This is a genomic window from Agrobacterium sp. CFBP2214, from assembly GCF_030209895.1.
Lineage (GTDB): Bacteria > Pseudomonadota > Alphaproteobacteria > Rhizobiales > Rhizobiaceae > Agrobacterium > Agrobacterium radiobacter.
Map to the genome: position 1 here is coordinate 197,788 of NZ_JARVRC010000004.1, position 13,209 is coordinate 210,996.

Sequence of the window (13,209 nt, forward strand, 5' to 3'; positions counted from 1 at the left end):
TCCGGGGGAAAAGGAGAGCCGGTCCGTTTTCTCATTCGGCGGGCTGCACGAGGCGGGCAACGTCACCCTGTTTTTCTTTGCCCGGGACCAGGATTGCCCAGATGAACATGGCCGCCGAAATGAGAACCGCGAAACCCGAGCCGAGGCGGATCCAGTAGAAGATCGCCAGATGGTCCTGCACATCCATGAAGCTTTCGCCCATGACGCGCTGTAGCTGGATCTGCACCACGCCGGCAAAGGTCAGCGCGAAGGTCATCACCGACATGGCCGTGCACATCACCCAGAAGCTCGTCATCGAAAGCCACTGATTGTAAGGCGCGCGCTTTCGCATTTCCGGCACGGCATAGGCCATCATGGCGAGGTTCAGCATCACATAGGCGCCGAAGAAGGCGAGGTGTCCGTGGGCTGCGGTGAGCTGCGTGCCGTGGCTATAGTAATTCACCGACGACAGCGTATGCAGGAAGCCCCAGACGCCGGCACCGAAGAAGGCCATGACCGAGCAGCCGATCGACCAGAGCAGTGCCGCGCGGTTCTCATGCTTGCGGCCGGCCTTCCAGGTCATGACGAAGGTGAAGATGACCATGGTGAAGAAGGGGGCCACTTCGAGCGTCGAGAAGAGCGAGCCGATCCACTGCCAGTAACCCGGCGCGCCGATCCAGTAATAGTGGTGTCCGGTGCCGAGAATGCCCGAGAAGAGGGCAAGGCCGACGATGACATAGAGCCATTTTTCCACCACTTCGCGGTCGATGCCGTTGAGCTTGATCATCAGGAAGGCGAGGATCGAGGCCATGATCAGTTCCCACACGCCTTCCACCCACAGATGGATGACGTACCACCAGTACATCTTGTCGAGCGCCAGGTTCATGGGGTTGTAGAAGGCGAAGAGGAAGAAGATAGCCAGACCCCAGAGACCGAAGAGCAGGATGTTGATAACAGTGGTCTTGCGGCCCTTCAGCGCCGTCATGGTGATGTTGAACAGGAACATCAGGACGACGAGGACGATGCCGACCTTGATGGCGAAGGGCTGCTCGAGGAATTCGCGGCCTTCGTGGATGCGGAACATATATCCGACCACCGCAACGGCTGCGGCCACCAGAAAGATCCAGAACTGCGCGATGGCGAGTTTCGGGCTGTAAAGCTCCGTTTCCGTCTCTTCCGGCAGCAGGTAGAAGGTCGAGCCCATGAAGCCCATCAGCAGCCACACCACAAGGGCGTTGGTGTGGATCATGCGCACGATATTGAAGGGCAGAAGCTCTGAAAGCGTGTTGGGCAGTACGTAGATCGTGGCGGCGACGACGCCGAACAGGATCTGCGCCACGAACAGCCCGATTGCGCCGTAAAAATACAGCATGGCGACTTTTTGTGTCTGGTATTTCATCTCGTCATCTCCTTGCCGTCCACCTCAACCCGCCTCGTTCGGCGGCCAGTTCTGCGTCTTGATCCGGCTCGTCCATTCGAGGAAGTCGACGAGATCATCGAGCTCCTGTTCGGTGAGATTGAACTGCGGCATCTGGCGTCGGCCCTCGATGCCGGTCGGCTGGGCGGCCATCCAGCCCTTGATGGAATCGCGCGCCGCTTGCTTGTCTTCCACGCCGCCATAGCGCTTCCAGACGTTGCCGAGTTCAGGCGCGAAATAGGCGCCTTCGCCGAGCAGCGTGTGACAGTTGATGCAGGAATTTTTCTCCCACACGTGTTTGCCGCGTGCGACGCTTTCCGTCAGCGTGCTTTCATCCGTCGAGGTGGTGCGCATGTAATAATGGCTATGGGCGGTCAGCCCGACGAATATGACAAAGAAGAAGATGGAGCCGCCGTAAAAGACGTTTCGCGCTCCTGTTTTGGTCAGGCGTTCTGCCATGCCAATGGTCCTTTCCATCCGGAAGACCGCTTATGCGGACTGGCTTGATCGAACCCTCATGCCGGGATTTGCCAGCTGGCTGGCGGAATGCGGTGGGGCCTGAACCCTTTCTAGCCGTTGGCCGCGGGCGTTCTTTGCCTTTTGGCAAACAATGGGAGAGGTGGTGCCGCCGGGCTTTTCAGAGTGACAAAATGCCCTGGAGAAACGCCCGCAAAAGCGCGGCGGCGGCGAAGATGGCGGGCCATGCCAGAAGGGCGGCGCGCAGCGGGCCGCGCTCTTTCCGAAAGCCCAGAAAGTCGTCGATGACGCGTCTGGATTTCAAGAGCGCGAAAAGCAGCATCAGGCAGGCGGCTGCGACCGGCGGCAGAAACGCCGCCTTCCACGATATGACGACGGCCGTGCCGGCGAGAACGAGAATGGCGAGTGCTGCGAAGCTTCTTGCAAGCTGGCGGGAGGTGCGATGGATCATGATGTCAAACCAGATAAACGACGGGAAAGATGACGATCCAGACCAGATCGATGACATGCCACAGCGTCGTCACCAGCGTGATGTTCTCGTTTTTCGGCCAGCAGGCCACGATGAACAGCAGGATTGCGACGAAGATGACATGCAGCAGATGGAAGCCGGTGAGCAGGAAATAAAGCTCAAAGAATGCGCCATAGGCGGGATCGGAGGCGAAGGCGATTTCGGTGGAATATTCATAGAGCTTCACACCAACGAAAGCGAAGCCCAGCAGGCCGGCAAGGACAAGCGCCCGCCTTTTGCCCGGCAGCGCGGTGTAGCGGCTGGCCGCAACGGCCGCCTGCCAGCCGCTTGCCAGCAATATCAGCGTATTGAGACCGGCAAGCTGCGGCTGCAGATGCTGGCGTGCGGCGGCAAATCCCTCGGGATTGAGAGCGAAGGCGATGATGAACGCCCCGATCAGCGCGCCGAAGGCGGCAAGTTCGCTCCAGACCAGAATCCACAGGAGCAGATTTCCGCTTTCCTCTTCCGTATTGATCGCCATGGCCTTGTCCGTAATTGTAAAACAGCAAGCCACGCTTAGGCGTCCTCAAACCCCGCTTCTTTGCGGTCGGTCAAAGAAGGGAGCGCGCAAAGCCCTATTGTCCTGACAAAGCGCAACTCTGGAAAATGGAGCTTCCCATGAACGACGCACAGGTCGGGCTGATTGTCGCAACCCCTGTTATCATTGGCTTTGCGGTACTGTTGTACCGTATGGGAGTATTACAGCGCATGGGCGCGGTTTCCGCCGTTCTTGCCTCCGTGGCGATTGCGTCGGTGCTGTTCCTGAACCAATGAGAAGGCAGTCGGATGCTTGAACTTGTCGCCGCTCTTTCGCTTTTCGTGGCGCTGCATTCCATTCCCGCCGTGCCGGCCGTGCGCGGCCGGCTGATTGCGGCCATCGGCGGGCCCGCTTATTTCGGCGCTTATTCGGTCGTCTCGCTTCTGACGCTGGCCTGGGTTTTTTACGCCGCGCTGTCCGTCGATTACATTCCGCTCTGGGATGTCGCGCCCTGGCAGGCGCACGTCACGTTTCTCGCTGCTCCGACTGGTCTGTTTTTCGTGCTGGCAGGCCTCTTCAGCGTCAATCCGCTCTCCATTTCCGTGCGGCAGGGGCAGGAGCCGGGGGCAATCGTGCGCATCACGCGGCACCCGGTGCTTGTCGGTTTTCTGTTCTGGTCGCTTGGCCATGTCGTGCCGAATGGCGACCTGCGCTCGGTCATCCTGTTCGGCGGTTTTGCGTTGTTTTCGTTCGGTGGAATGGCCATGACCGAAAAACGCGCCCGGAAAAGACTGGGCGACGCGTGGGGCGCGACGGCTGCCGGCAGCGCAACGGTTCCCTTCGCAGCAATCCTCTCCGGCAAAACGCGCCTCGCCGTGGACGGGCCGATGCTGCTTGCTGCGGCGCTGACGGCGTTGACGATCTGGTGGCTGCTGGCAGGTGGCCATGCTGCGCTCTTCGGCGCGGACCCTATGGCCTATCTCTGATCGCTCAGGGCGCTTTCACAACATGTGGCTGCCATATAGTAGCCTGCGGCGCGGAAGCGATACCGAGCTGATCAATGGCGCGAGCGGCCATCTGGTCGACAATATCGGCGATGCTTTGCGGTCTGTTGTAAAAGGCCGGAACCGGCGGCATGACGGTGGCGCCCGCTTCCGTCACAGCGCACATGTTGCGCAGATGGATGAGATGCAGCGGCGTCTCGCGTGTCATCAGGATCAGCTTCCGGCGCTCCTTCAGATGCACATCGGCGGCGCGGGTGAGAAGATTGTCCGAAAACCCGGTTGCAATGGCCGCAAGTGTGCGCATGGAGCAGGGTGCAACGATCATGCCGGCTGTCGGGAAAGAGCCGCTGGCAATTGCCGCGCCGATGTCATCGACGGCGTGATTGACACTGGCGAGCGACAACATCCGCCCCATGGCTTGCGCACCTTCCTCATGCAGCACGGTGCGTCTGGCCGATTGCGACAGGACAAGATGGATTTCGACGCTTTTCATCCCGGCGAGGCGTTCAACGATGCGCAGGGCTATGCCGGCACCCGATGCGCCACTGACGCCCACCACCACACGACACGGGGTCATGGCCGTTCTCCAAGGCCGAGATCACGCCACATCACATCGACTTTCGCGATCACGTCAGGTGTCATTGATAGCACGCGGCCCCATTCACGCTCCGTCTCCGGCGGCAGCTTGCGGGTGGCATCCAGCCCCATCTTGCCGCCGAGCCCGGCTTTCGGCGAGGCGAAGTCGAGATAATCAATCGGCGTGTCGTCGATGATCGTTGTATCGCGCGAGGCGTCGAAACGGGTGGAGAGCGCCCAGACCACATCCGCCCAGTTGCGCACATCAATATCGGGATCGACCAGAATGATGAGTTTTACATAGCTGAACTGCGGCAGCATCGACCAAAGGCCCATCATCACCCGTTTTGCCTGCCCCGGATATCGTTTGTCGATCGAAGCGACCATCACGCGATAGGAACAGGCCTCCGGCGGCATCCACAGATCAACGATTTCCGCAAATTGTCTTTTGACGAGCGGCAGGAAAATCTCGAGCATGGCTTCGCCGAGAACCGAGGGTTCATCCGGCGGCCGGCCGGTATAGGTGGAAAGATAGATCGGATTGCGGCGCATGGTGATTGCCGATAGCGTCATGACCGGAAAGGCTTCGACGGAATTATAATAGCCGGTATGGTCGCCGTAAGGGCCTTCCAGCGCCGTTTCCTTTACTGAGACGGTGCCTTCCAGCACGATCTCGGCATTGGCGGGCACCGGCATCGGCACGGTCAAGGCTCTGGCGATGCGGCTTTTCATGCCGCGCAGCAGGCCGGAAAAGCCAAGCTCGCTGATATGTTCGGGAAGCGGCATGACGGCGGCGAGAATGGTGGCGGGATCAATGCCGATGGCGATGGTGATGGGCATATCCAGCCCGCGCGCCTGCCACAGCCGGTGGTGATGTGCCCCGCCACGATGAGCCAGCCAGCGCATGATCACCCTGTCCGGCCCAAGCGTCTGCATGCGGTAGATGCCGACATTGATATCGTCGGGATCATCAGGCGAACGGGTGATGACCAGCGGCCAGGTGATGAGCGGGGCCGGTTCGCCCGGCCAGCACCATTGCACCGGCAGGTGGGCAAGGTCGACTGCATCTCCCGTCAGCACCCTTTCCTGCACCGGCGCGCGGGAGACGTTGCGTGGCCGCATGGAAAGTGCTGCCCGGAGCAAAGGCAGCTTGCTCCAGGCCTCTGCCATGGTTTTCGGCGGCCGCGGCTCGCGCAATTCTGCCAGCTTCGCGCCAAGCGTGGGCAGGCCGCCCGTTTCCAGCCCGAGCCCCCATTCGATGCGTTGACGCGTGCCGAACAGATTGGCAAGCAGCGGCATCTCCCGCACCTTGCCCTCGTGGTCGACGGGTTGCTCGAACAGCAGCGCCGGCCCGCCCTCGGCGAGCACGCGGTGGTGGATTTCGGTGATCTCGTGCACCAGCGAGACCGGCTGGCGGATTCGCCGCAGCTGCCCACGCTCTTCCAGCAGCCGGACGAAACCGCGCAGATCGGCAGCGCGGGCGGGTTTCTCTTCTGTCTTTGTGTCTGTCGGTTCGTCTCTCATGCCGCTTGTTTGCCGGTGGCAGTGGGGCATGTCCTTGCGCTGCCGCAAATGCGGGTTCAGTGCGAACGAAGATAGTCGGCGAGAACGAGGGCGTGGTTGTGTTCGGTATCGTGGGCGGCATAAAGCAGTGTGACCCGGCCTTTCGCCATCAGCTCCTTCATCTGGGCCACGGCATCGGGGTTGGCCGCCAGTTCCTCATGATAGTGCCGGGTGAATTCGGCAAAGCGCGATGGCATATGGGAGAAGTTCTTTCGCAATTCGTTGCTGGGCGCGATCGCCTTCAGCCATAGCGACAGTTTTGCATCTTCCTTACGCATGCCGCGCGGCCAGAGCCGGTCCACCAGAACGCGCGTGCCGTCATCGTCGCTGGCGGGTTCGTAAACCCGTTTGACCCTTATATCGGACATGGGCGACCTCCTTCGCTTGGCAAGTCCGTGATCTATAGCGCTTTTCACGGTTTCACGCCGGAAAATTACCCTGTCTTTGCGTTCGCTCAAACCGCCATCCGTGCGCCACGGTTAGGTTGCCGCCCGCAACAGAGCCGACAGGACCCTTCATGAGACCTTTTCCCGCCGCCATCGCCACCCCCTTGAATTTTCTGCCGATTGCCGTGGTGCAGCGAGCGACGGCGGCGATGCTGGCGCAGATCATGAAGCGGCATCCGAATATGTTCGTCCGGCTCGGCGAACATCGCAACAAGCGCTACGCTTTTCTGCCTGTCGATCTCCCCTTCGCCTTCATGGTCGAACCCGCAAGTCCTGCCATCACCGTCAGCCGAAAGGGCCGCCTGCCCAAGACGGACGCGGCGGTCGAGGGACCGCTTTTCATGCTGCTTGCGCTGATGGAGGGGCGGCAGGATGCCGATGCGCTGTTCTTTTCGCGTGATCTGAGCGTCACCGGCGACATGGAGGCGATGCTGGCGCTGCGCAATGCGCTTGATGACAGCGGTATCGATCTGCCGCGTGACCTCGGTGCATTTGCCGGGCCTTTCGCGCCCGTGGTAACGCGTGTCGCGAACCGTCTGCGCGGCCACGTTCTGTCCGAAACGCGGGGAGAGCAGGCATGGAACTGATCTGTCCTGCGGGAACGCCCGCCGCCTTTCGTGAGGCCGTGGATGCCGGGGCGGACGCCGTCTATTGCGGCTTTCGTGATGAAACCAACGCCCGCAATTTTCCCGGCCTCAATTTTTCCCGCGAAGAGCTGGCCGACGCCATCACTTACGCGAAGAAACGCGGTGTCCAGACCTTTGTGGCGCTCAACACCTTCATGCGCGCCGGTAATGAGGATATCTGGTATCGCGGCGCGGCCGATGCCGTGAAGGCGGGGGCTGACGCGCTTATCCTCGCCGATTTCGGCCTGATGGCGCATGTGGCGGAAAACCATCCGCAGCAGCGCATCCACGTCTCGGTACAGGCCTCCGCCTCCAATGCCGATGCGGTCAATTTTCTCGTCGATGCCTTCGGCGCGAAACGGGTGGTGCTGCCGCGCACCCTGACGATTTCCGACATCGCCCGGCTGGCGCGGCAAATCCGCTGCGAAATCGAAATCTTCGTGTTCGGCGGTCTCTGCGTCATGGCAGAAGGGCGGTGCTCGCTGTCCTCCTATGCCACAGGCAAATCACCCAACATGAACGGCGTCTGCTCGCCGGCAAGCCATGTGCATTACCGGCAGGATGGGCAGGAGCTGGTGTCGGAACTCGGTGATTACACCATCAACCGCTTTCCGGCGGGGGAGGCGGCGGGTTACCCGACGCTGTGCAAGGGCCGTTTCGAGATTGCCGATGACAAGTCCTATGCCTTCGAGGATCCGGTATCGCTTGACGTGATGGACCAGATCGATGCGCTGCGCGAGGCGGGGGTCAGCGCGCTGAAGATCGAGGGTCGCCAGCGCGGCAAGGCCTATGTGGCGGAAGTGGTTTCCACCCTGCACCGGGCGCTTTCCGCCGGTGCCGAAGAGCGCGGCAGGCTGCTCTCACGCCTGCGGCTCTTAAGTGAAGGCCAGCGCACCACCGTTGGCGCTTATGAGAAACGCTGGAGATGAAGGCGATGGTAAAACCCGCAAAGGCCACTCTGGCGCTCGGCCCGGTCCTTTATCTCTGGCAGGGCGAGAAATGGCGAGATTTCTATTTCCGCATCGCCGATGAGGCGCCCGTCAGCCATGTCTATCTCGGCGAGACCGTCTGTTCCAAACGGTTTCATTTCACCGAGCCGCATCTGGCAGAGGTGATCGAGCGGCTGGAGAACGCCGGAAAACAGGTGGTCCTCTCGACGCTTTCACTGGTGACGCTGGAACGGGAAAGCCGCCAGCTGCGCGGCCTGATCGCCGATAGTCCCTATCCCGTCGAGGCGAATGACCTTTCCGCCCTTGGCATGCTGCATGGCGCGCCGCACGTCGTCGGGCCGATGGTGAATGTCTATAATGCCGCGACCGCGCGGCTGCTCTCCTCGCGCGGGGCAAGCGCCATCTGCCTGCCGCCGGAACTGCCGATGATCTCGGTGGAGCGCATCGTGGCGGAGACGCCTGATGTGGACTTCGAAATCTTCGCCTTCGGCCGCCTGCCGCTCGCCATTTCGGCGCGCTGCGCCCATGCCCGCGCCAGGGGCAATATCAAGGATAATTGCCAGTTCGTCTGCGGCGACGATCCGGATGGATTGCCGGTCCGCACGCTTGACCGGCAATCATTTCTGGCGCTGAACGGAGTGCAGACAGTGTCGCACACCTGCCAGTCGCTGCTTGGCGAATTGCAGGATCTGGCCGCTGCCGGCATCGCCCGCTTCCGCCTCTCGCCGCAGGATTGCGACATGGTGGCGGTGGCGCAGATCCATGACGACGTTCTGACCGGCAGGCGGGGTGCGGAAGATGGTCTTGCCCGTCTCAGCCAAATCTATCCGGACGTGCCTTTTTCCAATGGTTTTCACCACGGGCAGGAAGGGGCGGCCTGGATCGCCCGCGCCCGCAACACGGCGCATGGGGTGAATGCATGACGACGAACGGAAAAAACGCGCAACCACAGTCTGCGGCAGCGCCGGGCGGGGCGGATATCGCGGCGGCGATCCATCTCGTGCGTAACGTGGTTTTGCAAAGCGCGCTCGATTGCGACTGCCGTGACAAGGTGCACGAGGCGCTGCGCGAGCTTGAGGATTTCGAGCGCCAGCGCAATGTCGTCAAGCTCCTTGCCGCCGCCCGCGAGGAGCGGCGCAAGATCGGGCTTCTAGCCGATATGCTGTCGGATTTTGCCGAGGACGATACGGTCGATGAAGGCGTCGTCGAAACGGCGAGCCTGATGTTTCTCGATATCGCCGCCGCCGCGCAGGAGGGTTCGCGCATTCTGCGAGAGGCCCGGTCTCTTAAAACATGCAAATAGCCCCTTGCTTCCGGTGCTGTTTGATCCTGCGCAAAGAGCACCCGCTTGCAAAATGTCATTTCCGGGTTGGTGACGCTCCGGGCCGCAAGGCTGGTTGTGCGGCATCGGGGCGCTTCCGGCGCGAACAAGGATCAGGACCATGGCCCATCATCTCACCCGTCGTCAGGCTCTTTCGGCCCTTTCCGGTTTCACGGTGGCGACGCTTGCCGCACCGCATATTCTGAAAGCCGAGACACCGCTCACCTTTTACGGGCCTCCCGCCGCGCCGTCCGCCGTGCTGGCCCATGCCGTAAAAGGCGGGTTCCTGAAGGACGTTGCGCCTGAAGCCGTCTTCAAGGCCTGGAAAACGCCGGATGAAATGCGCGCGGCCGTTGCCTCCGGCTCCATGGGGGCGGTGGTGATGCCGAGTTATGGCGCCGCCAATCTCCATAATCGCGGCCTCGGCCTCGGGCTGCTCAACGTGCTGACCACGGGTCTGCTCTATATCGTTTCGAAAGACGAGACGCTGAACTCCCTGAAAAGCCTTTCCGGCAAGACGCTCGCTTTGCCGTTCAAGAATGATATGCCCGATTTCGTGCTGCATCGCCTTGTTGCCGAAAACGGCTTGAAGTCCGGCGACATCAAGCTGGAATATGCCGCCTCGCCGCCGGAAGCTGTGCAATTGCTGCTGACGGGCAGGGTGGATGCGGCGCTGCTCAGCGAACCGGCCGCAACCGCTGTGCTGATCAAGGCGAAGTCGTTTTTCATGACCGTCCACCGCACCATCGATATCCAGCAGGAATGGGCGAAGGTGGCCGGCAAGGCCGAAATCCCGCAGGCCGGTCTCGCCTTGACGTCGCAGGTTCAGCAAAAGCTCGGCAAGTCCGGCATAGAGGCTCTACAGGCCGCCATGGAGGCGGCGCTCGCCAGCGCCATCGCCGACCCGAAGACGGCGGCCGATGCCGTCGCCGAAGCCCTGGGCTTTCCGCCTGACATCATCGCTGCCTCCTTCCCGACTAGCCATCTATGTGCGCTGAAGGCGAGTGCTGCGCGTACCGATCTTGAGGCGTTTTACGATGAACTCGCTAAGGCCGGCCCCGCGATCATCGGCGGTCGGCGGCCGGATGACGGTTTTTATCTGGTGTAGCAGGCATGAACCGCATTCTCGAAAGTCTTGGCTGGATGGGCCGCTATCTCTGGGCGGGCTGGGCGGGGCTTTCGGGTATTTTCTGCTTTCTCGCCGCCTGGCAGGCCGGGCATGAAATTTATGGCTCCTTCATCCTGCCTTCGCCGGGTGAGACCTTCGCGGCTATCGGAGTGCTTGCGGCGAGGCCGGATTTCTTCGCGATCCTGTCGCAGAGCGCGGTCAGGGCCCTGACCGGTTTCACCATTGCGGCGGGCATCGGCACCGTCGCCGGCGTGATGGCGGGTTACTCCTTCGCGGCCATGCGGCTGATGAAGCCTGTTGTCACCGTCCTGCTCGGCGTTCCGCCCATAGGCTGGATCGTGCTGGCGCTGATCTGGTTCGGTTCCTCCGGCGGCACTGCCGTCATGACCGTTGTCATCGCATCGGCTCCCGTTTCCTTTGCCGGTGCATTGGAAGGTGTCGCCAAGCGGGATCGTCAGCTGGAGGTGATGGCGCAGGCCTTCGGTGCTCCATGGTTTTACCGGTTGCGCACCGTCACCATGCCGCATGTGCTTTCCTATCTCTTTCCCGCCTGGACCACGACGGCCGGCAGTGCGTGGAAAGTCACTGTCATGGCCGAGCTTCTGTCGAATTCCGGCGGCATTGGCGGCGAACTGGCCACCGCACGCGCGCTGTTCGATATCGCGCAGGTCAGCGCCTGGCTCACCATCACCGTCGCGCTGGCGCTGCTCACCGATTACGGCCTGCTGCATCTGCTGCGCGAAGCGCTGGAACGCTGGCGCGCCGCCGGGCTGCCATGGCGTGTCAAACGATGAGCGATCATTCCAACCTGCGTTTTGAACATGTCGGCCACGCCTTTTTAGGTCGCAGCCTGTTCGAGAATTTCGACCTGAGCATAGCGCTGGGGGAAACCGTGGCGCTGCTTGGCCCTTCCGGCAGCGGCAAGACGACGATCCTGCAGATCGCGGCTGGCATCATCGATCCCGTTCGCGGCCGCGTGCATCGTCGATATCGCCGGCAGGGTCTGGTCTTTCAGGAACCGCGGCTGCTGCCATGGATGACGCTGATCGACAATATAGCCTACGGCCTTGCGGCCACCGGCATGCCGAAACGGGAACGCCGTGAAAGGGCTGGGTGTTTTGCGCTCGAAGTTGGGCTGGAAGAAGCGGATTTCGGCAAATATCCGGTCGAGCTTTCCGGCGGCATGCGCCAGCGCGCCGGTGTGGCGCGGGCGCTGGCGGTGGAGCCGGACATGCTGTTTCTGGACGAACCTTTCAGCGCCGTCGATGTCGGCCTGCGACGCCATTTGCAGGAGCTTCTGGTGGGTACCGCCCGCAGGCGCGGTTTCTCCACCCTTCTTGTCACCCATGATCTTCATGAAGCGCTGATGGTGGCCGACAGGCTGATCGTGCTTTCAGGCATGGACGGCCGCGTGGTTGCCGCTCACAAGCCTTCCGGCTCGCCGGGCGGGCGCATGGCGCGGGCGGTGTTCGATGAAGCGGAACGCCTGGCCGAGAGCCCGGCCTTTGCCGAACTGTTTTCGGCGAGGGAGCGGGTCAGATGAGGCCGCCGCCGATCCTTTCCGAAGCCCTGCGGCTGTTTTTTCCTCTGGCCGCCATGCATGGCGCGGTCTGGCCGTTTTTGTGGGTGGTTATCGGCGGTTATGGCCTGCCTTTCGCCGATGCCGTGCCTGCCTCGCAATGGCACGCCCATGAGATGATTTTTGGCACCTATGGCATGGCGCTTGCGGGTTTCCTCGGGTCGGCGGCGCCGGAATGGACGGATACGAAACCGGCGCAGGGGAGAGCGCTGGTCCATCTTGCCTGCCTCTGGCTGCCGGGCCGCATCATCGGTGTCTTGGGGGCTGATGCGTGGAGCCTGCTGGCCGGCTTTTTTGATATGGCTTTTCTGCTGGCGCTCTCTGCCCTCATCGGCAGGGCAATGCTGGCGCGGCGCACGGTGAAGCACCTGACATTTCTCATCTGGCTTCTTCTTTTCGCGGCGACGGAAGCGGGTGTGCGTTATGGCTGGTGGGCCGGCGATCTCGCATTCGCATCCCGCTGCCTGGAAGTGGCGCTGTGCATCTTCATCGTGCTGTTTTCGCTCTCGGCAGCCCGCATCAATGTGGTCGTCATCAATCTGGCGCTCGATCCAAGCGGAGAGACCACGCCTTACCGGCCGCATCCCGGCCGCCAGCACATGGCGGGCGCCATGGTGACGATTTATATGGCGGCGAGGCTCGCCTTTCCGCAAAGCGATGTCTGCGCCTGGCTAGCGCTTGCGGCCGGTGCGGCGTTTTTCGACCGGCTGGCCGAATGGTTCATCGGGCGTGCGGTCTTCAGGACCGAGGTGCTGCTGCTCGGCCTTGGCAACGCCTTTGCCGGCGCGGGATTTCTGGCGCTCGGGGCGACACGGCTCGGTTTTTCCGTCACGCCCGCCGCAGGGCTGCATCTCCTGTCTGTCGGGGCGCTTGGATGCGCTGTCATGGCGGTTTTCATCATCGCCGGGCTTCGGCACACGGGCCGCAATCTGGCGTCTCTGCCTTGGCAGGCCCATGCGGCGGCGGCCCTGATGGTGGCGGCCGGGCTGATCCGCATCCTGTCTGAGTTCGATTTCGCCGCGATCCTGTCACCCTATCATCATGGTCTCAGTGCAATGCTCTGGGCGGCGAGTTTCGGCATCTGGCTGCAGGGTTTTCTGCCCTTCATGCGCGCGCCGGGAATGGACGATACGGGAGCCTGCGGATGAGAGCGAGA

At 61.9% G+C, this 13,209-nt stretch carries 17 protein-coding genes; 10 read left to right on the plus strand and 7 right to left on the minus strand.

Annotated elements, in window-relative coordinates; translation table 11 throughout:
• Window positions 1-31 precede the first annotated feature (31 nt).
• From QRN60_RS13470 to QRN60_RS13485, 4 genes are all read right to left on the minus strand, one after another.
• Window positions 32-1,378: a nitric-oxide reductase large subunit gene (locus QRN60_RS13470; RefSeq protein WP_003504648.1), complete on the minus strand. Its 1,347-nt coding sequence runs from the start codon at window positions 1,376-1,378 to the stop codon at window positions 32-34.
• Between the two features lie 24 nt (window positions 1,379-1,402).
• Window positions 1,403-1,855 carry a c-type cytochrome gene (locus QRN60_RS13475; RefSeq protein ID WP_003504650.1) on the minus strand — a complete coding sequence of 151 codons (453 nt, stop codon included), beginning with the start codon at window positions 1,853-1,855 and terminating at the stop codon, window positions 1,403-1,405.
• 178 nt (window positions 1,856-2,033) lie between these two features.
• Window positions 2,034-2,324: a hypothetical protein gene (locus QRN60_RS13480; protein ID WP_020809038.1), complete on the minus strand. Its 291-nt coding sequence runs from the start codon at window positions 2,322-2,324 to the stop codon at window positions 2,034-2,036.
• Between the two features lie 4 nt (window positions 2,325-2,328).
• Complete coding sequence (locus QRN60_RS13485) at window positions 2,329-2,862, minus strand: cytochrome c oxidase subunit 3 (RefSeq protein WP_020809037.1); 534 nt, start codon at window positions 2,860-2,862, stop codon at window positions 2,329-2,331.
• 137 nt (window positions 2,863-2,999) lie between these two features.
• Here QRN60_RS13485 and QRN60_RS13490 point away from each other — a divergent pair, with 137 nt between their 5' ends.
• Entirely contained in the window at window positions 3,000-3,155 is a 156-nt protein-coding gene (locus tag QRN60_RS13490) for a hypothetical protein (protein WP_003504656.1), read from the plus strand.
• 12 nt (window positions 3,156-3,167) lie between these two features.
• Window positions 3,168-3,845: an NnrU family protein gene (locus QRN60_RS13495; protein WP_020809036.1), complete on the plus strand. Its 678-nt coding sequence runs from the start codon at window positions 3,168-3,170 to the stop codon at window positions 3,843-3,845.
• Between the two features lie 4 nt (window positions 3,846-3,849).
• Here QRN60_RS13495 and QRN60_RS13500 read toward each other — a convergent pair whose 3' ends face one another.
• Genes QRN60_RS13500 through QRN60_RS13510 form a run of 3 tightly spaced genes read right to left on the minus strand, consistent with a single transcriptional unit; the run spans window position 3,850 to window position 6,370 of the window.
• Window positions 3,850-4,440, minus strand: coding sequence for a UbiX family flavin prenyltransferase (locus tag QRN60_RS13500; RefSeq protein WP_031233462.1), 591 nt, complete (start codon window positions 4,438-4,440; stop codon window positions 3,850-3,852).
• Window positions 4,437-5,963, minus strand: a complete 1,527-nt coding sequence (locus QRN60_RS13505; protein ID WP_162729855.1) for a UbiD family decarboxylase — start codon at window positions 5,961-5,963, stop codon at window positions 4,437-4,439. The genes QRN60_RS13500 and QRN60_RS13505 overlap by 4 nt, the downstream gene beginning before the upstream one ends.
• Window positions 5,964-6,019: 56 nt before the next feature.
• Window positions 6,020-6,370 carry a DUF488 domain-containing protein gene (locus tag QRN60_RS13510; RefSeq protein ID WP_111791762.1) on the minus strand — a complete coding sequence of 117 codons (351 nt, stop codon included), beginning with the start codon at window positions 6,368-6,370 and terminating at the stop codon, window positions 6,020-6,022.
• A gap of 149 nt (window positions 6,371-6,519) precedes the next feature.
• Here QRN60_RS13510 and ubiT point away from each other — a divergent pair, with 149 nt between their 5' ends.
• The 8 genes from ubiT to QRN60_RS13550 all read left to right on the plus strand — a co-directional run bounded on the left by ubiT (window position 6,520) and on the right by QRN60_RS13550 (window position 13,201).
• Window positions 6,520-7,035, plus strand: a complete 516-nt coding sequence (gene ubiT / locus QRN60_RS13515) for a ubiquinone anaerobic biosynthesis accessory factor UbiT (RefSeq protein ID WP_020809032.1) — start codon at window positions 6,520-6,522, stop codon at window positions 7,033-7,035.
• Window positions 7,026-8,003 (plus strand): ubiquinone anaerobic biosynthesis protein UbiU, encoded by a 978-nt coding sequence (gene ubiU / locus QRN60_RS13520; RefSeq protein ID WP_003504676.1) that lies wholly within the window; start codon window positions 7,026-7,028, stop codon window positions 8,001-8,003. Before ubiT ends, ubiU begins: the two co-directional genes overlap by 10 nt.
• Window positions 8,004-8,008: 5 nt before the next feature.
• The gene (gene ubiV / locus QRN60_RS13525; RefSeq protein ID WP_080865053.1) at window positions 8,009-8,947 is read left to right on the plus strand and encodes a ubiquinone anaerobic biosynthesis protein UbiV; all 939 of its coding nucleotides are present in this window, start codon (window positions 8,009-8,011) and stop codon (window positions 8,945-8,947) included.
• The gene (locus QRN60_RS13530) at window positions 8,944-9,327 is read left to right on the plus strand and encodes a hypothetical protein (RefSeq protein WP_020809030.1); all 384 of its coding nucleotides are present in this window, start codon (window positions 8,944-8,946) and stop codon (window positions 9,325-9,327) included. The genes ubiV and QRN60_RS13530 overlap by 4 nt, the downstream gene beginning before the upstream one ends.
• A 139-nt stretch (window positions 9,328-9,466) precedes the next feature.
• A complete protein-coding gene (locus QRN60_RS13535) occupies window positions 9,467-10,453 on the plus strand; it encodes an ABC transporter substrate-binding protein (RefSeq protein ID WP_020809029.1) in 987 nt (328 codons plus the stop codon).
• A 5-nt stretch (window positions 10,454-10,458) separates the two neighbouring features.
• Entirely contained in the window at window positions 10,459-11,268 is an 810-nt protein-coding gene (locus tag QRN60_RS13540) for an ABC transporter permease (protein ID WP_284765639.1), read from the plus strand.
• On the plus strand, window positions 11,265-12,017 hold the full coding sequence (locus tag QRN60_RS13545; protein ID WP_020809027.1) for an ATP-binding cassette domain-containing protein: 753 nt from the start codon (window positions 11,265-11,267) through the stop codon (window positions 12,015-12,017). The genes QRN60_RS13540 and QRN60_RS13545 overlap by 4 nt, the downstream gene beginning before the upstream one ends.
• Window positions 12,014-13,201: an NnrS family protein gene (locus QRN60_RS13550; protein WP_020809026.1), complete on the plus strand. Its 1,188-nt coding sequence runs from the start codon at window positions 12,014-12,016 to the stop codon at window positions 13,199-13,201. The genes QRN60_RS13545 and QRN60_RS13550 overlap by 4 nt, the downstream gene beginning before the upstream one ends.
• Window positions 13,202-13,209: the final 8 nt, after the last annotated feature.